At 43.3% G+C, this 22503-nt stretch carries 17 protein-coding genes and 3 pseudogenes; 5 read left to right on the forward strand and 15 right to left on the reverse strand.

Annotated features, from left to right (window positions below; all coding sequences use genetic code 11):
* Positions 1 to 64: 64 nt before the first annotated feature.
* The 3 genes and pseudogenes from HMPREF1207_RS13135 to HMPREF1207_RS13145 all read right to left on the reverse strand — a co-directional run bounded on the left by HMPREF1207_RS13135 (position 65) and on the right by HMPREF1207_RS13145 (position 2700).
* The gene (locus HMPREF1207_RS13135; RefSeq protein WP_009673414.1) at positions 65 to 943 is read right to left on the reverse strand and encodes a PhzF family phenazine biosynthesis protein; all 879 of its coding nucleotides are present in this window, start codon (positions 941 to 943) and stop codon (positions 65 to 67) included.
* A gap of 531 nt (positions 944 to 1474) precedes the next feature.
* A pseudogene (locus HMPREF1207_RS30280) lies at positions 1475 to 1618 on the reverse strand (VOC family protein); the annotation flags it as partial.
* 86 nt (positions 1619 to 1704) lie between these two features.
* Positions 1705 to 2700: a hypothetical protein gene (locus HMPREF1207_RS13145; RefSeq protein ID WP_231392044.1), complete on the reverse strand. Its 996-nt coding sequence runs from the start codon at positions 2698 to 2700 to the stop codon at positions 1705 to 1707.
* A 164-nt stretch (positions 2701 to 2864) separates the two neighbouring features.
* On the opposite strand from HMPREF1207_RS13145, the gene HMPREF1207_RS13150 reads away from it, so the two are divergent.
* The gene (locus tag HMPREF1207_RS13150) at positions 2865 to 3362 is read left to right on the forward strand and encodes a YfbM family protein (protein ID WP_009673462.1); all 498 of its coding nucleotides are present in this window, start codon (positions 2865 to 2867) and stop codon (positions 3360 to 3362) included.
* Positions 3363 to 3489: 127 nt separating this feature from the next.
* Here the strand turns inward: HMPREF1207_RS13150 and HMPREF1207_RS13155 are convergent, their stop codons facing one another.
* Positions 3490 to 3966: a DinB family protein gene (locus tag HMPREF1207_RS13155; protein WP_009673449.1), complete on the reverse strand. Its 477-nt coding sequence runs from the start codon at positions 3964 to 3966 to the stop codon at positions 3490 to 3492.
* 476 nt (positions 3967 to 4442) lie between these two features.
* On the opposite strand from HMPREF1207_RS13155, the gene HMPREF1207_RS13160 reads away from it, so the two are divergent.
* Positions 4443 to 5891, forward strand: a complete 1449-nt coding sequence (locus HMPREF1207_RS13160; protein ID WP_009673437.1) for a serine hydrolase domain-containing protein — start codon at positions 4443 to 4445, stop codon at positions 5889 to 5891.
* A 323-nt stretch (positions 5892 to 6214) separates the two neighbouring features.
* On the opposite strand, the gene HMPREF1207_RS13165 is transcribed toward HMPREF1207_RS13160, so the two are convergent.
* Positions 6215 to 6757, reverse strand: coding sequence for a hypothetical protein (locus tag HMPREF1207_RS13165; protein ID WP_009673443.1), 543 nt, complete (start codon positions 6755 to 6757; stop codon positions 6215 to 6217).
* Between the two features lie 595 nt (positions 6758 to 7352).
* On the opposite strand from HMPREF1207_RS13165, the gene HMPREF1207_RS13170 reads away from it, so the two are divergent.
* Positions 7353 to 8732 carry a DJ-1/PfpI family protein gene (locus HMPREF1207_RS13170; RefSeq protein WP_009673416.1) on the forward strand — a complete coding sequence of 460 codons (1380 nt, stop codon included), beginning with the start codon at positions 7353 to 7355 and terminating at the stop codon, positions 8730 to 8732.
* Between the two features lie 142 nt (positions 8733 to 8874).
* Here the strand turns inward: HMPREF1207_RS13170 and HMPREF1207_RS13175 are convergent, their stop codons facing one another.
* From HMPREF1207_RS13175 to HMPREF1207_RS13195, 5 genes are all read right to left on the reverse strand, one after another.
* The gene (locus tag HMPREF1207_RS13175) at positions 8875 to 11481 is read right to left on the reverse strand and encodes an ABC transporter permease (protein ID WP_009673418.1); all 2607 of its coding nucleotides are present in this window, start codon (positions 11479 to 11481) and stop codon (positions 8875 to 8877) included.
* On the reverse strand, positions 11478 to 12161 hold the full coding sequence (locus tag HMPREF1207_RS13180) for an ABC transporter ATP-binding protein (protein ID WP_009673446.1): 684 nt from the start codon (positions 12159 to 12161) through the stop codon (positions 11478 to 11480). Before HMPREF1207_RS13180 ends, HMPREF1207_RS13175 begins: the two co-directional genes overlap by 4 nt.
* Before the next feature lie 84 nt (positions 12162 to 12245).
* Positions 12246 to 13247: a sensor histidine kinase gene (locus tag HMPREF1207_RS13185; RefSeq protein WP_009673480.1), complete on the reverse strand. Its 1002-nt coding sequence runs from the start codon at positions 13245 to 13247 to the stop codon at positions 12246 to 12248.
* Entirely contained in the window at positions 13240 to 13926 is a 687-nt protein-coding gene (locus HMPREF1207_RS13190; RefSeq protein ID WP_009673456.1) for a response regulator transcription factor, read from the reverse strand. The genes HMPREF1207_RS13185 and HMPREF1207_RS13190 overlap by 8 nt, the downstream gene beginning before the upstream one ends.
* Before the next feature lie 385 nt (positions 13927 to 14311).
* Entirely contained in the window at positions 14312 to 14908 is a 597-nt protein-coding gene (locus HMPREF1207_RS13195) for a dihydrofolate reductase family protein (protein ID WP_009673441.1), read from the reverse strand.
* A 462-nt stretch (positions 14909 to 15370) separates the two neighbouring features.
* Between HMPREF1207_RS13195 and HMPREF1207_RS13200 the strand changes: the two genes are divergently transcribed.
* Positions 15371 to 15718 (forward strand): hypothetical protein, encoded by a 348-nt coding sequence (locus HMPREF1207_RS13200; protein ID WP_009673396.1) that lies wholly within the window; start codon positions 15371 to 15373, stop codon positions 15716 to 15718.
* A 291-nt stretch (positions 15719 to 16009) separates the two neighbouring features.
* Positions 16010 to 16274, forward strand: a pseudogene (locus HMPREF1207_RS30285) (serine hydrolase domain-containing protein); the annotation flags it as partial.
* Between the two features lie 467 nt (positions 16275 to 16741).
* On the opposite strand, the pseudogene HMPREF1207_RS30290 reads toward HMPREF1207_RS30285, so the two are convergent.
* The 5 genes and pseudogenes from HMPREF1207_RS30290 to HMPREF1207_RS13225 all read right to left on the reverse strand — a co-directional run.
* Positions 16742 to 16950: pseudogene (locus HMPREF1207_RS30290) on the reverse strand (thioredoxin reductase); the annotation flags it as partial.
* 117 nt (positions 16951 to 17067) lie between these two features.
* A complete protein-coding gene (locus HMPREF1207_RS13210; protein WP_036739711.1) occupies positions 17068 to 17469 on the reverse strand; it encodes a hypothetical protein in 402 nt (133 codons plus the stop codon).
* Positions 17470 to 17916: 447 nt separating this feature from the next.
* Positions 17917 to 19491, reverse strand: a complete 1575-nt coding sequence (locus HMPREF1207_RS13215) for an ABC-F family ATP-binding cassette domain-containing protein (RefSeq protein WP_009673399.1) — start codon at positions 19489 to 19491, stop codon at positions 17917 to 17919.
* A gap of 45 nt (positions 19492 to 19536) precedes the next feature.
* Positions 19537 to 20397, reverse strand: coding sequence for a S1 family peptidase (locus HMPREF1207_RS13220; RefSeq protein WP_009673415.1), 861 nt, complete (start codon positions 20395 to 20397; stop codon positions 19537 to 19539).
* A 234-nt stretch (positions 20398 to 20631) separates the two neighbouring features.
* On the reverse strand, positions 20632 to 22371 hold the full coding sequence (locus tag HMPREF1207_RS13225) for an ABC-F family ATP-binding cassette domain-containing protein (protein WP_009673487.1): 1740 nt from the start codon (positions 22369 to 22371) through the stop codon (positions 20632 to 20634).
* Between the last annotated feature and the right edge of the window lie 132 nt (positions 22372 to 22503).

A 22503-nucleotide genomic window follows, 5' to 3' on the forward strand; every position in this document is an offset into this window, starting at 1 on the left:
ACCGATACGATGCACCGGAGGAAGCTTAAGGTACAGCAGCTGCAAACAGCCTGTTTGATTTCACTTATATCGTGATATGTCTTCGTTCAATACCAGCCACTGCACCGCCGACCCGAACCTGGTTGATTTCACCGCTCTCGCTCAGGCGCAATCCTACCTTAATTTCAGAAGGACAATTCATCGAATACCCTTGCCTGAACATGACGTGCTCCACTTCCCGCAAAGATAGTTGGCCATGTTGGTACAAATAGCTGAGCAGGGCACCGTTGGATGTTCCTGTCGCGCTCTCCTCGGGAATATCGTACAGCGGCGCAAAATTCCGGCATTCCGCAGCAGCATCATCTGGAGTATCCATCGTGAACAGATGATATCCAACCACATCATATTTTTCGCTGATGGCGGTTATAGCATCAAAATTTGGCTGAACTTCATTCAAGAGCTTCCTGCTGCGGATCGGGATCAAAATGTCCCGCAGCCCCGTCGAAACAATCTGGATGGGCAATCCGGTTTCCAGATCCTCGGCATCCATCCCCAAAGATGGGGCGATTTCCTCACAGGATATCCTTTCAAGAAATTGTGGTAAGGCTTGTGACAAATAAACAAGACCCTCAGAGCTAATATCAACATCCAAAATCCCTGCCTTGGTCTCTATCTTATAGGAGGTCCCTTCCTTTGCCAAACCCAGCGAATGCATGAGTCCAAATGCAGCAATCGTGGCATGTCCGCACAGATCAACTTCGCTGGCGGGGGTGAAATAGCGGATTTTGTAATCCGCAAACAGGGATTTTTCCATAAATGCGGTCTCCGAAAAGCCCAATTCCTTCGCTATAAGCTGCATTTCGGCAGCACACAGCGAAAGGCCGCCTTCCAAAACAACGCCTGCTGGGTTACCACCACGCTCCCCTTTCGCAAACGCATTTAACGTATACACTTCCACATTCATGTTCCGCTCGTCCTCTCCCTTATCTTCGAAAAATCGATGTGTGCAACCGCACGTCCCACTCGCTGCCATGAAACGGATGTCGGGGCGCCCGCGCAAATCTCTCCCGCTCCTTACGACATTGCATTATGTTCACTCCAGACGGGCTCTCCCTGCCCTATCAGTCTCCATATACACCGTATCGTTACTACTGCAAGCAACACAGGTCTGGACGACAAATAGATCCGCCTTCCAGTAAAGCCCTACCAATGCCGGTTGCTGCGCATCAAGGTTGATCAGCATGGGCCAAGGGTCCATTATACACTGACAGCTCAAAATATTCTGAGGAAGTTTATCTCATGTTTTACAGGTCGCCATAGGAGTGTAATATTTGACACTTGCTTATTCAATATGTGTCGAGCAATTAAATTCCAATTCGAAAATTTATCATTGCAACATCAATGTTCAATTCAATCTTCTGCTTTACCACTATCGATGATACGGTTCTCCGCGCTGTCTGTAACGGCAAATTTGAAGGCCATCTTTTACTGCCCTTCAGTACCTACCTTCGAACCGTTTAATCGCATCCTCGGTCACCGGCTCGAATAGGTTAAGAAGGTTGCCGTCGGGATCGCGGAACAACATAGAACGGTTCCCCCACGGCATCGTGGTCGGTTCCATTACCCAATTATAAAAAAACGCTACTGACAAACTTATGTCAGTAGCGTTTTAGAGTTTTTTGGGCTTCCTCACAAATCCGTCTAAAGAGCACGAGGTCTGCTTTTCTAAGACGCTCTCTCTTTCTCGTCGTTGACTGAAAAGATATGAAGTGGTCGATTCGGCGGAATATCGACCTCAAGGGGAATGTTCAGCTTCCTTGCGGCTATATGCAAATTTTGCAGCAGCGTGAACCATTCAGCGTCCCAGCATGCATAATTTTTCGTTTTGATGGTAAAGTTCCTGCCATCCTGCTGCCAGAATGTGATCTTTCTGCCTCCGACATTTTCCAAAGTTGCATGGCAATCTACGACGATTTTCCTGATTTGGTCTGCGGGCAGTTGATTTCTTTCGGAAAAAATAATTCGGTTTTGTTCAGAATCTACGACGATCCGCTGGGTCTTTATTGTACTGTAAGTAAGTGTTAATCGAGTCGCGGGAGATATGGAAGAATCTGTACTTAATTGTAACTGCGCCGTTGCTTCAAGTGCCTCCAATTTCTGATTATTCAGCTGTTCATTTCTTTGCAACAACCGATCCTCCACTTTATAATGGCCCTCGATAGATCTAATAGGCAGTTTGATGACCTGCTCGGGCGTATAAAGAATATATTCTTGCAGCCAGAAAAAACTAAAGCGTGCGATTCTGAATTTTTGCTCGACCCCGATCAGTTCCTCGAATGCCACATCGTAGCGGCGGCCCCATTTCGAGAATTGAATCCGATCATGCGACATTACGATGGAATACGGTGGCCGTAAGTAGCCGGATAGCGCTGTTCCGCTTATGAATAAAAAAATGCCCAGACACACAGCTGAGCCATTGATCGCCAGCATTTTCAGATCTTCCGACAGAAAGGACAACCATCCCATGCGGGGAAATTTGACCGAAAGGATCAGAACCGAAAATATTCCAACTAAAAGAAGGGACACAAAAAGCGATACCACTGCAGCAAATCCAAGAAATTTAAACAACGATTCCCGCCTCAGTATTTCAGTTGGCGCTTTGTTCTCTTGCCCCCATTGCTTCTGTTTACGCTGATGTTTCGTGTTTATTTGTTTATTCATAGTTAAACTATAACACTTCCTCTAGTAAAACTGTAGATCCGGGGCTTAGTAGTAATCGAGCTTTTCTTATATTGTAAAATAATGATAAAATGTTTTATAAACCTCATACACCTGAAAGGATCACCTTTGTCGAATCACCTCGAAAATAAAGGAGAAGACGAAATATGGGAATCATGGCCTGTTTCTTATCATTAAACGATGCTTTAGCGGATGAAGTTGCCCAGTTAGACAATGCCCATATCATCGAGAAGATCGAGGAACTTATGGAAAAACAACGCTGTCCAGTATATGAGATGGATAAATTGTGGGACGGATTGCATTATCTGCTAACCGGAAACTCCGCCTCACAGCCGATCGAGGATCACCCATTAAGCGAGGCTATTGTAGGAGTCCATGTCCTGGATACGGAGGAATTCGTAAGTGCCATTGGTTCGGATGAGCTTCCCCGCATTCTCAAAGCCCTTCATTCTGTGGATAGGACCGTCTTGAAGCAGCATTTCAACCCTGCCGATTTTAGATCCAAACAGATTTACCCGGATATTTGGGTGGACGATGAAGCTGAGGAACGTTTTACGGAGCTCATAACGGAACTCAACCAATTAACCCATTTTTATGAACAAAGCCTTGCCCAAGGTCATGATATATTGATCAGCATTTATTAAAACTGCCGCATGCCGCGGCGCATAGTTACCTACCTTTCAATACCCGATCCAGGGGCTATGATCAAGCTTCATACATTCACAGAAAGCCGCCGAAGTATCGGCGGCCTGATTATTGTTGATCTAGCTATCATGTCTCTTTAGCTTCATCGTGGTATGCCTTCTTTACCCTTTCAATTTGAGCAAGATGGTTGCAGACATGTTCGACGCGGAATTCCATCAACTGCTTAAATGTGAACCTCCCTTGATCGATATAGACTCCCACCCGCTCGCTTTGTTCACTAGTTAGATTGTCTAGAATGGTTTGCATGCTGGAACGCAGCATTTTAAACAGAAGCAAATATTGCTCCCGGTCTAATAAATCATACCCCAAGTTACTCGCCCATGCATCTTGGTCAAATGATTTCAATGTCGGCTCATCTTCAGCCAAAACTTTTTTTAGTCGAGATGTGGACGAGATCTCTGAATCTGTAACATGGATGAGGATTTGGTGAATGCTCCACTTGTCTGGTGCAGGTTTGAAACGAAGCTCTTCCTCCGTCAACCCTTCGATGGCATCCCGAAGCATTGCATAGCCTAAGGCATACTCCTTAATTAAGTCCTTCATTTCAATTCCCTCCCAGGATAGTTGCCGTTACTTATGATACAGTTCACCTTAACGGCGCATGTGTTCTTCTATCTCAAGCTCCGCTAATTGATTTATTGGATTCGTGCCACAGGATAATCTCCCAGTCTTCTGAGCTATTCAAGTTTGACAAATGCAGTGTTTCTATCTGACTGTAGCAGTAAATAAGTGCATCACAAAGAGATCGAGCTAACCTTTGATGAGAAGATTGAGGAATACTTCTAAACTATTGCCCCTTCCGCTAATGAAGCAGAGGGGGCTTTTTGTGTTCCTAGCAAAATAGTTCGTAGTAAGCAGAAGATTATGCTAGCAATCGAATTTTTTATATCGTATGATTCTTCACATACAATAAGACTTTGCACTAATAAGCTTCATAATATAAATCTTATTACACTTTAGGGGAATAAGGCGTACTGCGGATTATTTTCCGTACGGGAGTTTTTCGGAATGGAGAGACTATGAAAAAAATTATTGTCTTTATGATTGCATTACTTATACTGTTCACCGGATTCGCAACACCAAATTATGCATTATCAGATTCGCAATCTGATTCAATACAATCATTGTTGGATGATGCAAGCCGTATATCAGGTGTACCGGGAATGTCAATCTCAATACTTGCGGACAATGAAGTGCTCTACTTTTCTTCCGGGTACGCAGATCGTGAAAAGGGACTGCCGGCAAGTGAAGATACTCTATATGAGCTGGCTTCGGTAAGTAAAGCTTTTACCGGCATGGGTATTCTGCTGATGGAAGAACAAGGACTGCTGTCAATGTCAGACCCTATCCAGAAATACTTGCCTTGGTTTACGTTAAAGTATCAGGGGAAACACGTTGATATGCAAAGTATTACACTCAATAACTTTTTACACCATACTAGCGGCTTAACAAATGGCAGTCATAGTCAAAACATTCCACAAGGCAATACGCCGGATATGTTGCAAAAAACCGTAGAAATGCTCGTAGATTCTGAATTGTCGTTCTATCCTGGTAAGCAGTATGATTACGGAACCGTTAATTATGACGTATTGGGTTTGGTTATTGAGATTGTGTCAGGACAAAGCTATGAAGACTTTATGAGGGAACAGGTATTTCAGCCGTTAGGTCTTCACCATACGTATGTTTATAAAGAAGATGCTCAAGCCACCGGACAGTTGGCACAGGGCTACCGTTCTTCCTTTTTTATGACAACTCCATATAACGCGCCGGATTATTCCGGGAATAAACCCGCAGGCTACATCATTTCTTGTACAAAAGATATGGCCCGTTGGATGGGCATACAGATGGGTATCGTGCAGGACATACCCGAAATATTCCATACGGTTATCGAAAAATCACATCAGGGTGATATGTCTGTTCCGGCTGTCAACGAAATGTATTATGCGGCGGGCTGGTCGGTAAACGCCAACCAAACGATTATAGAGCACCCAGGGGGCAATCCCAATTTCGGAACCGAAGTGGCCATACTGCCAAATGAACGAACAGCCTTCTGCTTGCTGACCAACGGCGCAAATATCAATAGAAGCATGGTACTAAAAGTTAAAGATATATTAGACGGCAATCTGACGCAGTCATATGAAATAAGCGGCACACAGCTTTTGGACATCATTTTATCGTCTACCACAATTATTCTTTGCCTATTGGCTGTTCTGTTCTTTCTCTTAGGATTACGCAGAAGGAAAACGAATGAGCGGCAGCCAATGACAAAAAAGCGAATAATCGTAACAGCTACCTTGCTGATTGCTACGATTGTCCAGTGTATAATGTGCTGTGCATTAGATTGGTCAACGATACTTATTTGGCAAACATATAGTGTTCTTACAGCTTTAATTTCGTCGGCATTATTAACAACAAGCATTACATGGTTTGTATACACTCACCGATATAATGCCTCGCTCCGAAAATAAGCATTTCATTCGTTCACCTTATTGAAAAAACGCGAAGATTTCTTTTAATGAGAGAACAATATCAGCAAAAAGGAAGTGCCAGGCACCCCCTATTTTTCGCCCTACTTATGGTACGGTTCAGCTTAACGGGTCTATCGGCGAAAAATGCGAAAAGGAGCTGTCGCGGTCAGCTCCCTTGTACTGTAATCGATCCAATTCGGCGCGAGAGAATAAATCCCTGATTGCTCTTGTTTGACATAAGACCCGCTATAAAAATGAAACTATTGTCGCAGCTATAGCTTTTTTTGTCTTATCCCAAGCAAATCAGGGCAAAAACATCCTGGTTACGGAAAATCCAGCTCATCATCGATGACACGGAATATCTCCCTACTCCGCACCGGATACCGGGCATCCAGTTCCTCCCACTGCCGCTTCGGTAAAATCAAAAAGTCGTGCGTATCGGAAAGATACGAGGCCTCAAATAGTCGAATTTCGTATTTGTCCCGGATCAGCTCCTGAATGCCGCGAATCGTGATATAGCGATCATTTCCGGTAAGGGTAAGCGCAATCGAATGCAGTTGTCCATTGTAGGTAACGTCCAGTCCTTTGTCCGTAGACGTCACCTCGACCGTTTCATCTGGAAGCCGTTTGCCGAACAATCGGACGATCTCCTCGTCATCCTCTCCCCAATCTACAGTGACGCTGTATACAAAAGCAAACACAATCGGAATTTGCTCCTTGATCGCGATCTCGTCCGCCAATTCATTCTCATCATCCATCAATTGATAGCGCTTCAGTTTTTCATGATGCTTCTCAATAAATTGTTGAAGCTGTCGCCCATCTCCATCGAATAGCAATGTCAGCTCGCTGTCGCTTGGCATTCTCATCCCAGTTATCCTCCCTGTGTTCACTCAATCCATATACTCCCGTCATACGAAGAAATCCCGCAAAAATTGCAATATATTCGAACTGTAGACGGTAAATTGATACCTCATTTTTCCATATGTTAGACGTAATGATTAATCAAATAGTTGCATTATTCTGCCCATTAGCTGAACGCCCTCTCGCTCTACTACCGATAACGGTTAAAGCCCAAAAGACGAAATATGGGAATCATGGCCTGTTTCTTATCATTAAACGATGCTTTAGCGGATGAAGTTGCCCAGTTAGGCATTGCCCATATTGTCGAGAAAGAGACGTCTGCCCGAATTTCAATAGTCAGATGTCTTTTTGATTTTTAGCGGTTCCGCCAGGATGAGAAGAGTTAGCTCTTCAGGAGTCTCATTTCCGAGCAGCGCATTTGTCACCGTTTTGTTAACATTATAGCCCTATCGAGTCATGCCGCAAAAAGAATACAGACCAAGGTCCAGTGGTCGCTCAAACTTTAGGAGGGCCCCTCTACCGAACCACAGACAGAGGATAGGTTCATCTTGTTTTGTTAAGCTTTACGGGTAAGCAATCTAGCTGGGAGGAGCGCAGCAAGTGAAAACTTTATTACGCATCATTATCTATCTCATCGTTTTTGTCGTCGTCGTAGGGGGGACAGGCGCCATCGGGTACGTCAATACAATGAATGCCGGAATGTCGGTTTACGATAAAGCCGCCCCTTCATTGACGGATGTGAAGGTACCGAAATATGACGCGAACAAACCGACAGTGGCCGTGCTGCTGGCGAACGAAGTGACGGAAGTGTTCGATTTTCTCGTCCCGTACGAGATGTTTGCGATGACTGAAGCTTACAATGTATACGGCGTTGCCCCCGATCGCAAAATTAAATCACTAACTGGCGGACTCGATGTCGTCCCGCATTATTCATTTGACGAGATGGATGTGATGCTCGGCAAAAGCCCGGACATTATCGTCATCCCGTTTATGCCGATTTTGGACGAGAAAAAATATGCGCCCATCCGCGAATGGATTCGGAAGCACTCGGGCACCAAGACGACATTGATCTCCATTTGCAATGGGGCTGAAAACTTGGCGGATACCGGCTTGCTGAACGGCAAATCGGCTGCGACGCACTGGGGAGACATCGACCGGCTCATTAAAAACTATCCGGAAATCCAGTGGGTGAAAGATCGGCGCTACGTCCCACAAGGCAATCTTGTATCTTCTGCCGGTCTGACATCGGGGATCGACGCTGTGCTATACGTCATCTCCCAGCAGTTGGGCGAGGCGGCGGCGAAGAAAGTGGCGGGAGAGATGAACTATCCCTCTTACGATTATGTGACAAACCCGCAAATGAAACCGTTCGTTGCCGGGCTGAGCGATATAACGTACGTACTGAATAACGCCTTTCAATGGAACAAAGTAAAGGCGGGTGTGCTGCTATATAACGGCGCCGATGAACTGGATTTGTCCGCCGCATTCGATACGTACGCCGCTTCCGGTACGACAACGACGTTGACCGTCTCCAGCGCGAACGAACCGATCGTAACGAAGCACGGCCTGAACCTAGTCGCGCGTTATCAGATAAAAGACGTGCCGAAGCTGTCGAAAATGATTGTTGTCGGTGCCGATGCCGAGTCTACAGCCGCCGAAGACATCAACCAATGGAAGAGCAGCGGCAACAGCGCGAAACTGCTGTTCCTGCACCGCGACGCGGCGAATCGGTTTGCAATGGATCCCGCATTCGAGGATTTGGCCGGGCAGGAGGATATCCAGACGGCGAAATTTGCCGCCAAGCGGCTCGAATATCGCGCCACTGACCACCTGAAGCTGGAGGGCAGCTCCTTCTCTTTTGAAGCGTTTGGCCTACCGGTTTTGCTCGGCGTCCTGTCCTTGCTCATCGCTTTTTTCATCGATCGGCGCTTCATCCGTAGGAAAAAGGGATCATCCGCAGATATAAGCGCTTCGAGGTAACCCTTGCTACAAGATGCTACCTTTCAAATACGGTTCTCCACAACGGTTTCTATAAACCACAAACAGCGGAAAGGACTACCTGCATCCTCTCCGCTGTTTGTTGTTCATTAAACCAAGTAGTACTATCTGCAACTTAAATGATCTAAGAATTTTCGCTCTTCAGTGATTCAACAATGTTTTGTTCTTTTTGTTTTCTATTCGCATATAGTATGGTCGTCCCCACAATGAAAAACACACCCATTCCTGCAAGTAAGAAAGCATCCCAAGGTAAAGTAAAAGTAAATGAAAAATTGCGGCTAAGGATTTTGTAAATGATAAAGATCACGCACAGACTTACGGGTAAACCGTATATCAGTGACTTCATTCCATAAAACAATCCTTCATAGCGTATCATTCGTTTCATGCTTTTCGGAGTCATGCCAATAGAAGCTAACATCGCAAATTCACGTTTTCTTAAGGCCATTCCTGTCGAAATCGTATTGATTATATTTGCCGTACAAATAAGTCCAATTAGAATCACAAAACCATAGAGGAAAACGGATATGACTGTAGCCCGATCCTTTTCATTCTGACGAATCTCAATCAGATTGGTAGTATAGGCATCTACATTTGGATATTCGTTAAGAATAGATATTGTTTCTTTTTCCAATTCAGCAGATTGTACGGTAGTAAATTGCACCTCACTGGAAATTAGACTAGACAACTTATCGTTATCTAGTTCTTGTCGCAGCTTGTCAAACCCTTGTTCTGAAACAATAAGTGTCACAGTAGAAGGGGTTTCCTGATAGCGAAACATATTCGGTGGACGTTTATCCGTGATCGATGCAATTCGAACTTTTCCTTGTGTCTTAGTTCCATCAAGCGGATTTACGTTGAAGGGTAATTCTGTTCCTTCTGTAACTGTGAGCTGGGAGATATCCGTAAAAATATGTTTGTCTTTCAAAGTGAATCGATTTACAAGTACCGCTGAAACGGTATCACCCACTTCGAGTTTCTTTTCATTAATTCCCGCTGATTGTAGATAAGAAGTAAAAGATGCGTCATCAAGCGAAATAATGTTCGCACTCATTTCGTAAGTACCCTGATAAGGCGTTAAGCGACTGGTAATGTCCGTGGTGACTTCGTTTTCTTTGAGACTTAGCTCGGCAGTAAAAATTTGGGTTTTCACTTTTGTAGTAGCGTTTTTTACAGACATCAGTTCGTTCGTTAATGGCTTCATGTTTTCTGGATCGGCCCCATTTACCGAGACTGATACATCGTATGGTATCGGTGCCTGTGCCATGTTAAAGGATTTTTCCAAATACATCGAAAAAGAAGAGGCAGATAAATACAAGATTACACTGATCGCAAGGGAAAAAACGGTTGCACGATAGTGATGTTTATTCCTTTTTAGATTTTTCAATCCAAGTACAGCTTCAAACCCAAACAACCTACGGGTGATTTTAGATGTGCGTATATCTTTTCCTTTAATTTCAATATCCTTTGTCTGACGGATAGCATTTATCGCAGTAATCCTTGATGCTCTTACGGCTGGTAACCAAGCCGAAATCAGTAGTGTCAAAATAGAAAATAAGATGACAGCAATAATGTCGAACGGCTTTATCACCAAACGCATCTGCTCACTGACAGAAAACATTTTTTGAATGAACGGATTGAGTAGATGAAGAGTAACACCAATCCCCAAAGACCCTAAAAGCATACCAGTAGGTATAGCGGTGATTCCGATCACAGCAGCTTCAAAAAATACAGAAGCCCTCTTTTGCTGTTTGGTCGCCCCCACGCTGGATAACATCCCCAAAGTTCGACTGCGCTCTGAAAGTGAGATTGCAAACGCGTTGTAGATAAGCGATATAGATCCAATTAGAATGACGGATCCAATGGTAAATACCGTCAAATACATAGTCATAACAAACCGAGAATCATTCGAAATCCCGGAATAGAGCAAAAGATTTCTGTTATACTCGATTTTCACTTCGTTTGATTTAACTTGATTTACTTTGTTAGCGATCGCTTTACTACTATCATAGATGTTATTCCCTAATTCTTTATAATCCATATATTCTACGCTTACTGTGTAGGGAGAACCGGATCTCAAATTTTCTCTAGAAAGACCGCTGAATGCACGGTATGCAGCAGTTGCATCCTGCTCTCTAGCAGGTGCTTGAATAATCCCAGAAATGGTGTATGTTTTAGTGGTTTTCGGCGTAAAGAATTCCTCTGCTTGATAAGAAGAATTATTACCCAATGACATTTTCTTGCCATCCACAGTTCCGCTACGCTCTCCATATTCCAATGTGATTACATCACCAACCTGCCAGTGGACACCGGAAGTCTCTACAAATTGCGATGAAAGCACCAGTTCATGTTCATTCTGAGGCAAGCGGCCATCGATTAGACTCACCCCTATCACATCAAGATTACTGTGTTCAGAAACATACAAATAGGGCTTCTTGCCGTTTTTAGAATTAGGGAGTCGTGCAAAACCGAGTTGGTGCTCGATATCATATCTTTCAATCACTTCTGTATTTGTAATGTTCGTTACATCTTCCCCAGCAACATCTTTAAAAGCTGCTTGCCATTTACCAGTGTAGGCAATGGTGCTTCTCTGCATCATATCCATGAAAGAACCGCTGATTGTAAAAACTGCTGTTAGCATCGCGACCGAAATCACAGCACCGATGATCGTAACAAGAGTACGACTTTTATTTTGCTTCATATAACGCAAGGTGAGCTGATTGACGATATTCATCGCCGGTTCACCTCATCTCTTGAAATTCTGCCATCCTGGATAGAAATAATCCGATCCGCTTGCAACGCAATGTTTTCATCATGTGTAATAAGGATCAGTGTTTGATCCCGTTCTCTATGGAATCGTTTAAAGAGCTTTACAATCTCCTCACTGTTTTTGGTATCCAGATTCCCCGTAGGCTCATCAGCCAATACAATAGCGGGACTGTTAATTAACGCACGACCTATTGAAACACGCTGTTGCTGTCCACCAGATAGTTGATTTGGCAAATGCTTTAATCGATGCCCTAGACCTAAAACCTCTACGATGCTATTTAAGTTATCACGATTTTCTTCTCTCCCATCCAACAGTAAAGGTAAGGTAATATTTTCTTTCACATTAAGGACAGGAATGAGATTGTAAAATTGATAGATAAGACCAATCTGTCTGCGTCTGAAAATTGCAAGTTTTGTTTCATCCATATCGTATATATCTGTTTGGTCAACAATCACCTTACCAGATGTAGGCGTGTCTACGCCGCCTAAAATATGCAACAGTGTAGACTTGCCTGAACCAGACGGACCAATAATCGCTACAAACTCTCCTTTTTGTACGGAAAAAGATATATCATCCAGTGCTGTAACAGCCGCTTCGCCTTTGCCGTATGTCTTTGTCAGGTGCTCTACTCGTAAAATCTCCATAGTAAACCTCCTAGATTGATTCTTACGTATTAAATTACCTGACAAAGATGTCTTGTCGGTGACTTTTTTCTTACAGATTAGTCACTAAATAATTTGCTTGAAAAATTTAATAATAAACTTTGTTCCTATACCGGGCTGACTTTCCATTCCTATATCGTAGCCTTGACTTTGTAAGATTGTTTTGGACATAGCTAGGCCTATTCCAATACTGTCAGGGCCAGCATTTTTTCCTTTATAAAATCGTTCAAAAATGTGTGGTGCATCTTCTGGACTAATTCCCTCACCACTATCTGCAATTATAATTTGCGTATACAAAGGTGTTTCCTTACACGAAATGGCTATTTCTCCTCCAACTGGTGTGTGCTCTATCCCGTTTTTAATCACATTTAAGATCGATTCAACTGTCCAGTTTTCATCTACAGCCACAAACAGATTTTCATCACACGATATAGAAAGCTGTTGATTTTTCAATTCCATCGGGATAAGAAGTGGTTCTAAAGCCTTGTTTAACATTTTTTTAACAGATACGATTTCCTTTTTGAAAGCTACACTATGGACATCGATTTTGGATAGCTTGAGCAATGAGGTCACGAGCCATTCAATACGATTTAATTGATTCATGATATTGACTAAAAACTCTTCCCTTTTGTCTTGAGGCAGACTAGGACTATTCAACAAATCTGCCATGACAAACATTGAAGTAAGTGGGGTTCTTAGTTGATGAGAAATGTTTGAAAGTGTCTCTGCTAAATATAATTTGTCTTTTTTTAGAAGCATAGACTGCTCTGATAAAGTTAAAGTAACTTTATAAATATCATTTTTCAAAATGCTCAATTCACCTTCAACGTTATCCCGAATATCCATAGTGGGTTGACTTGAATAAACGGAGGCTAAATAATCAGATAGCTTTTTAATATCTTGATAGCGTTTTCGAGTAAATAAGAAAAAACATGAAAAGAGAAGGAGTAGTATAAGAATGGCTACACCCCCTGCTTTCCAATCAATCATCCAAATAATTGCCATTCCGATAGCTGAAATGAGTGTACTACTCATATAGAATAGCTTTACCTCTTTGTTTTTAACCATGACGGCCACCCATACGATATCCAAGTCCGCGTACGGTTTCAATGATTTTAGGATTCTGGCTATCGTCCTCCAGCTTTTCTCGCAGACGTTTAATATATACAGAAAGCGTATTGTTATTAATAAAGTTTCCCTCTAGATCCCATATGCCCTCTAACAGCTGATTTCTGGATAAAACTTGACCTTTATTATTTATAAATGTTAACAGCATACGGTATTCTAACGAGGTTAGTACCACTTCCTCTGTTCCTTTATACACTTTAGCCAGTTTTGTATTTACGGCAATATTTCCAATTTTCATAATATCAGTCGAAGATAATTCTTTTTGATAATGCTTAAGTGATGATTTCATTCGGCTAATCAGCTCACGAATGCGAAATGGTTTTGTTATATAATCGTCCGCTCCCATATCTAAACCTCGAACTACATGGATCTCCTCATCACATGCAGTCAAGAAAATGACAGGAGCATTCTGATTTTCTTTTACATATTCGCAAATCTCATAACCACTACCGTCCGGTAAAGTAAGGTCGAGTAAATAGATGTCAAAACTCTTTTGTCTGATTATGTCTAATGCCTTCTGCTTATTTTCACAAATCGAAACCTCATATCCCTCGCTGTAAAGCGAATAATGCAGTCCGTCTGCAATGGTTTTGTCATCTTCTACAATGAGAACTTTCATCTTTCACTCCCCTAATTATTAATTTTTATGCTTAGATTTGCATCGGGTCTGAAAATTCGCCTTGCCCTTTAACTTCATCATATACGCGGTAATTGTTTTCATCCCTTGATATAAACTAGGAATTTGCGTCCCCATTAGACAGAGAAAGCCGGACCGGTTACCGGTCGGGCTTTCCTCTACTGTATGCCAATCCTATGCTAGAAATATCTCGATACGCCCAAGCACTTCCTCGGACAACTGTATGCCGAAGCGTTCACGTGCTCGACAACTGCTCCGATACAAATTCGTGCCACGTAAGCAATTCCACAAAAGCTTGCCGTTATTTATGATAAGGTTCACCGCGTTGTCTGTATCGGCAAGTTAGTCCCTTTACTTATACGAATAGTTAAAAACCTCCGCTTTCAATTTCACCTGCGCGCTCGTAATTCACAACTATAACGCCATTAGGGGTAACTTTGCTTTCCGTTACCTTGAATGCCGCCGGGATCGTACCCCCAGCGAACAATCGCTTTCCACTGCCCAAAGTTACCGGGTAAATCATCAGCCAGAACACATCGATCAAATCATACTTCATAAGCGTCTGAATGAGATCACTACTTCCCCATACGTGCAAATCCGGCCCTTGCTGTTGCTTGACTTGGGTAATTTTTTCCACAATATCTTCGCTTAATAACACGGACGGCTTCCATTCCACGGATGTCAAGGTATTGGAGGTTACATACTTAGTCGCCTTGTTAGCCCCTGGCCATACGTCCGCATGCTTCGGCCAGTATGGCGCCCAAATTTCATAGGTTTTTCGCCCTAACAACAAGTCGAAGGGCATATTCATCTGCCTGCTCAGGAGCGTTCCAAGGATCTCGTCAGAATAGGGCGCTACCCACCCGCCATACGCGAAACCGCCACTGTTATCTTCGTCTGGTCCGCCTGGGGCTTGTATGACACCATCAAGGGAGACGTGTTCTAGCACAATAATTTTTCTCATGATTGAGTGCCTCCAATAGTTGGATTATTTTAATTGCTTTGGTTTTTTTCTTTTACATTTATTTGACGAAATCCAACCGCAAGATTCATCGGTCAAGTAAGCAAGTTTTGTCGCTGCTCCGCACATATTAGGCAATAGCAGGTACCTACAGACAGATATCAAACCTAAGCTCGGAAAGGAATTCCGCAAAAAAACTTGTCGTTACTTGTGATACGGTTCCCCATAACATCTATAAGGCGAAGTCGAAAGGCACCCATTGGGTGCCCTCTACTCCTTACTATATCATAACGAAAGGCTTCAGGCGTTTTTTGTTATACCTGTAAGATTATAATAGGATATATACGGGAACTAAAGGCTTGGAGACAAATGAAAACTGCTGTGTAGTTTTACCTTTTTAGATTAAACTATATGGAGATGAAGCGATATGACAGATTATCTTACTGGCAAGGATATTTTTCGGGAATGTTGTTCCAGGATTGCCGCGGCCTGCGCGCCATGCGGTTCAAATACAATAAATCCAGAAGAAAAATGATCAAACCACTCGGTTCCTTTACAGCTGAGATACGTTTTTTAAGTCACTCTTCCAATATAGAAGGCAGTTATTTGGAGTTTGATACCAATTCCCGAATCATAAATACGCATAGCGGAAAAGTATACTGGGAGATCAGCTTGAGCAACTTCCGGCACAAAGGCAAGGTATGGAATTTGGCCAAGGAAGCCACCCGAGAGCGGGAATTGGCAGAAATAATCACGTTGATTCAAAATAAGGTCGCTCCATTGATGGACAAGCATGAGACTAATCTTGATTAGATCCTTGAGGAGGTCATCCAGACTGGATGGTTTTTGCCGCAGGCGAATCCAATGGAATTCTATGTGCTTGACGTTCTAGACCTGGTGGTTGATTTCGGCTCACCTGTACAAATACGTGAATGCGCGCATCGATACATCCGCCACTTATCGGAGGAAATGCAGGAAATCTTCGAGAACGATTATCATGCATATCAACGGGATGGACAGGCTGCAAGCACCATAGCATTTCGTAAATTAATCCCTTTTATAACCGAGCGCAACATTTCACTACCCCTATAAGCAGCACACAGCGACATCATCTTGTCGTCTGCCACAATTATTCTTTGTCTATTGGCTTTTTGTTCTTTCTCCTAGTATTACAAATAAGCAACAGATAATGACAAAAAGCAAATAATTGTAACACCTATTTGCTGATTGCTACGATTGTCCAGTGTATAAGTGCTGTGCATTAGATTGGTCAACGATACTTATTTGCCAAATATATAGTTTTCTTACAGCTTTGATTTCAGCATTATTAACAGCAAGTATTACATGGTTTGTATACACTCACCGGTAAAATGCTCGCTCCAAAAATAGGAATTTCATTCGTGCTCCTTATTGAAAAACATGAAAATTTCTTTTAATGAGAGAACAATATCAGACAAATGAAAGTGCCAGGTAACCCCTATTTTTCACCGTCACTTGTAAGGCTCACCGTGCTGTCTGTAACGGCAAGTTTTGAAGAGTTTAGGTTATTCTATAACCAATACCTGCATCCGCGCGAAGAATCATCTAGCATTAAAGGCATTAAACAAAAACCTTTCGCTAACCGGACGAAAGGTTTTTGTGGCTTAGTGAATATTAGTGCATTATAGCTTTGAAAAACATATGAAGCCCCCTCGCTGTTAAAAAAATTCGCCTCACTTATGATAAGGCTCAGCCTAAAGTCTCCATCGGCGAAAAATGTGAAAGGAACTGCCGCGGCATGGTATAGGCTCCATATCACTAGGTACCCACGCCGCGGCTAAAACGGACTATTGCGTTTTATCGGATGCCAAGCGCTTTGTTCCGTTCTTTAAACCTTAGTTATGTAACGATACATAAGCCATTCTCGGCGCCTCAGGGTCCATGTAGCGTTTGGCGCTGTTAAGCGCTAAGGCCGCATCCCTGAACGCCCCCGCTATGAGGTTGAGCTTGCTTTCGTAATTAACGAAGTCGCCAGTCCCGAAGATGCCCGGCAAGTTCGTCTCAAGTCAGATAATGTATGTGTGGCTTTCTCTCTATCCTTGGGTTAACGGTGACTTTAGTGTGTGGTTCCTCAATATGAAAAAAAAACAGGCACAAAGGGCCTGTTTAGCACAAAAACCAAATTATTTTTGAAGTCCAAGTTGCTTCCATAGGGTGATAAGCTCATCAGCACTTTCCCCAGTCGTTTTATAATCGAACTCACCATCTGAGAATAGGGTATAAGAATCAAAATAGAATACTTGCAGGGCAGTTTTCTTTCCACTTTTCTCAGTAAGAACTAACTCATCCGAACTCCCTATTGTAGTACTGACACCTTCAGTAACTTTTTTTGCTTTTTTAACGGCTTTGAGGAATATGGCAACTTGATCTTCGGATAAATCTATTCCAACATCTTTACTACTATGTTTTTGAGCTTTAACACCGGTAATTTCAGAAGGATTAAATGTGAAGCTTTCGCTACATCCGACAACAGCAATCAAGCATATAGATAAAATAAATAAACGTAATAAATTTTTAAATACCAATCGTTCCCCCCCTTTTTGGGTCTGTCTAGCTAAGGAGTGAGAAAAAATCTTTTATTTCTGAGTTGATTTAAAAATGCGTAGAAATCCACACCTTCATCTAACTGCTGCCAGAACCTTTGAAGCAACTCTTCCCAACTCGGAAAGCTAGCTAAGTACCTATTGGACCCGACCCAACAAATACCACAGGGTATTCATTACTCTGTCTTAAAATGTCCAGAGAACTGCTCATAAACTAGCCTCCCTTTAGTTACATCGTTTCTTGACATATATATTTTAAATCTACTATACGTTCCTCAACAAAACAATTAAATCTCCTTTTCAAAAATCGTTGCCGTCACTTATGATACGGCTCACCGTACCATTCTAACGGCGAATTTTAAGGCACCCAATTGGGTGCCCTTGCTTTGTAACATGTATGTTGAGAGGTATCGAGAGAACCATTCTCCCTTATAGACTTTGTTCGGTCACTCCCGTCACCGGATCGAAGGTCAGCATTTTCGTCCCTATCTTATCGATGAAGAAGCGATCATGACTGACCGTAATGACGGCGCCGGGAAAATGGATTAGAGCTTGCTCCATGACCTGAATACTCATGAGATCCAGATGGTTGGTAGGCTCATCCAAGATGATAACCGCCGCACCCGATAGAAGACACTTGGCCAGCGCCACCCGAGCCTTCTGTCCGCCGGACAGATTGCCGATCTCCTTGCTCAGATCCGCCTCCGAGAATTGCAGCATCGATAGAAATTTGGCCACCTTTTTGCGCGGGGCGTCCAGCCCCAATCCATACGTATTCACCGCGTGGCTAACGGTATCCTTGGGATCAAGCTCCTCCCACATCCGGTTGAAGTAGGCGTAGCTAACGCCCTTCTCCCAGATAACCTCTCCCGACTCCGGCTTCTCCGCCCCGGTAAGCGTCTTGATGAGCGTGGACTTCCCGCTTCCGTTCGGCCCCGCGATGACCAAGCGATCTTCCTTCTGAATATCGAAGCTAACGTGCTCGAAGATCTGTCTGCCCTCGTAGGTCTGTCCGATCTTCTTCACTTCGCATAGCTTATCCGGGAAACGCAGCCTCTCGTATATATCGGTAATCAGTACGTTAACGGGATGCGGCTCGATCCGCTTCTTGTTATCCGCCAGCTTCCGTGTGAGACGGTCCTTGGAAGCGGATTTCCTGCTCGCGCGGTCGTCGATCGCCTCAGACTCCATGAGCAGCAGCTCTTCCTCCCATTCGAACTGACGGTCCAGCTCCTTCTTGCGCATCTTCTTCTTACGGACGTAATCGGTGTAGTTGCCTTCGTATTCCTGAAAATGATAATTCTCGATCTCGATCGTACGCGTGACGACCTTATCGATGAATTGCCGGTCATGCGACACCAGAATCATGGCTCCCTTGAACCGGTACAGCCACTGCTCCAGCCATGCAATGCCTTCCATATCCAAGTAATTCGTAGGCTCGTCGAGCAGAACGACATCGGGCAGCTCGATTAGTAACTTCGCGAGCGCCGCACGGTTACGCCATCCCCCGGACAACTCATCGATCGGCTGATTGCGAGATCTGTCGTTGAACCCTAGCTTCGTGAGCACTGTGTTAATCTCGACGGACACGTTCCAGCCATCGAGATGATCCATTTGCTCGAATAACTCCGCCTGCCTCGCTAGCAGCCTCTCCATTTCGTTATTATCTGTAACCAAACCCAGCTTATCTCCTACCTCTAGTAGCTCTCGTTCGATAAGGGCAACCTGCTCGAAGCACATTTCCAGTTCTTGCTGAACAGACAGGCTTCCGCTCAATTCCGAGAATTGAGAGAAATATCCGATTTTCAACTGAGGATTTATTTCTACTCTGCCGGAAGTCGGCTCCTCTTTGCCCATAATGAGCTTAAATACCGTCGACTTGCCGGCACCGTTTCGTCCGATCAGGCCGATACGTTCCCCTTGCATAACTCGAAAATAAATATCGCGAAAGATCATGGACCCTTCATACTTCTTCGTGACGTTCTCCAAACGTATTACGCTCATGGCTATCACCCTTACTTTAGCAAGATGTCGAAAATATTAAAGTTTTTATTCTACTGGCGGCAGCGAAGTTCGCAGCAGGGTCTCCATGTCGGCAATCGGTACGGCCAAACCGGCCTCTATCATTTGGTCTTGATGCTCGACATCGGCAGTGGCGAATACAACGGCGATGGCTTTGCCACGCTTGTTAATGACGGGAGAGCCGCTATTGCCGTTATAGACCGGCGCATCAAGGGCCATGACCGGCGTCTGACGGCCTTGGATCGGGACCAAGCCGATAATAGCCCCTTTGATGGCGATTTGCGTGAAATGAAGCGGATTGCCAATCACGTAGATTTGTTCATCAGGCTCCCACTGTTTGTTGTCTCGCTCGACTTCAATAAACGGCAGCCGTTGATCCCCGATGTCCACCTTCAGTATGGCGATATCCAGATCGGGATCGCTGCCCGACAGCTCCGCTTTATAAATCTGACTTTGCCCCGGGAATTTCACTATAATATAGCCGTTATCTTCGATGACGTGGTAGTTGGTCACAATATAGCCGCCGTTAATGTGGAATCCGGTGCCCTTGCCGTTGTCCGTGCTGACTGTAACAACCGCTTCTTTATAGCTTTGGATTTCAGCTTGGCTGGATAATTCCCTCGACCCGAACAAGAGGGGGAGCGTCTTCATGTTGTAGATTTGCGGCCAGAAGGCCAATATATTTCCGACTAGAGCGGCAACGAGCAGGAATATGACCGTATTTCTGATCCACTTCCGTCGGTTGGCCGATGAACCCCCGTCGTCGTCCTCCTCTTCCGACTCAAAGTCCCACTCCTCGTCTGCATATGGGTGGTCATTCTCATGTTCTTGCTTCTGTTCGGAATGAGAAAGAGAGTTCTCTTTGTTTCGACTCGGATTATTTTCCATGCGCATCCCTCCGTATTCGCCGTAATCTTGTCCCGTTATTGTATCATCAAACTGCCTATAATTGGGGGAAGATGGCGGCAACGTCCTGCGTCGCATTGAATACATTATTAGTGCAGTGGGGAATTCAAACAAACCACTTCCGGGAATGGAGTGGTTTGTTTGGGTTACATCGTTGATATTTTTCCACTATCATCATGTTTTATTGCTAACTGACCTCACTTCGAAGGTTGTCATTTAAAGCCATTTAATCAGCTCTTCCAGCTCCTCTACCAATCCTTTTGCAAGTTCAAAATCAGTATTTTTTAGAGCCAATTCTATTTTCATTTCAACTGATTTTTTCTTTTGTTCCGTTTCTAAATAATCTTTATCAAAATGACTCTCATAAATCATCTGTCTAAACTTTGGCAAAGTCATTTTTCTAATCGTCTTATCGTCAATAATTAAAACATAATCCATACCATTTACAACAGAATAGAAATCATGGGAAACCATGAGAATCGCGCCTTTAAATTTTTCAATGGCTTTCTCCAGTGCTAGTTGTGTATAGGTATCTAAATGACTTGTCGGTTCATCAAGAAGCAATACGTTTGCTTTACTGGCGGAAACCTTAGCCAATTGAAGTAAATTTTTTTCTCCACCAGATAGAGATTCTATCTTTTGACTAAGGGTTTCTCCTTCAAAGCCATAGTTGGAAAGATACAATCCGATCTCATCGTAAGTTTTGAACCCTGCATCGAAGAATTCTTCTAGTATTGTATTAGCGTCCTTTAGCATTTCACCTTGAAGCTGAGACAAATAAGCTACTTTAACATCAGCATTGATTTCAATGGAAGCATGATTATTTTTAAAGATGTCTCGAAGTAAGGTCGTTTTCCCGGTACCGTTTGCGCCGATAATAGCTACTTTATCCGTAGATTTTATCTCAAAGTTAACATTGTCTAGCAGCAGCTCATCAAAGCCAACACTATAATGATGGACACTTACAACAATAGCGTCTTCCATTTCATTATCCACACCAAAACTGATATTCGGTTGTTTAATTTCAACGAATGGCGCTTTAATTCGACGCGCTTCCAGTCTTTCTTGAAATCTAACTCTAGCTTTTAACGCTCTCCCTCTCGAAGCGTCTGAATTGTAAGTTGCGATAACTCTAAGATTGTTGATGATCGTATCGTTTCTCTCCATCTCTTCTTGTTCAGCGACCGCGAGCTCTTGCAGCTCCATTTTTGTCTGAAGCAATGAGAAGTTATACTCGATATATCGCCCATCAAACTCCTGGATCTCCCTATTTTCAAGGTGTATAATTTTGTTGAAACAATGATTCAATAGATATCGGTTGTGCGTAACAACCAGTAGTATGCCTTTGTACGAATGAATAAGTTTTTTAAGCGCATTTAGGTTTTCGAAGTCTAGAAATACATCAGGCTCGTCCATAATCAATATGTCGGGACGATTAAGCATTTCCTTCATCACTTGAATAAGTTTGAATTCCCCGCCGCTCAGGTCGGCTACCTTACTATCTCTTCGCTTCATAAGGTTTGCTACATTTAGCTGCTTATGAATGTTGCTTTCAAAATCATCCCCACCAATAGCATCCAATGCGTCTAAAGCGAATTGATACTTTTCCAGTAACGGTTCTATATCTGTTGAGGTTTCCATTTCCGTGCAAATCGATTGAATTTCATTTTGAAGCTTTATAAATGGTTCTCCTATATATTCAAAAACGGTTGTTTCTTTCGTGTTGTCTAGTTCTGAGAACTGACTTACGTATCCAATTGTACAATCGGGGTCCATCTCTAATTTACCATCGAAAAGATATCTTTCCGGGTCCATCAGTATATCTATCAATGTGCTTTTCCCACTGCCGCTTGTTCCGATAAAAGCGCAATGTTGTGCTTCTTCTAACGTAAATGAAATGTTGTTAAATAGTTCTTTTTGAGGAAACGAGAAGGATAAGTTATCGAGTTTTATCATAGTATTACCTTTCTTTATCACTAAAATAGTGGCTATTAGATGTATTGCAAACCATAGATTTTGAATTTACCGCTGTCAGAATAACACTGTTTACAACCAACTTCAATCCCATTGTATCCCCTGTGGCCTTTA

Source organism: Paenibacillus sp. HGH0039, assembly GCF_000411255.1.
GTDB lineage: Bacteria > Bacillota > Bacilli > Paenibacillales > NBRC-103111 > Paenibacillus_F.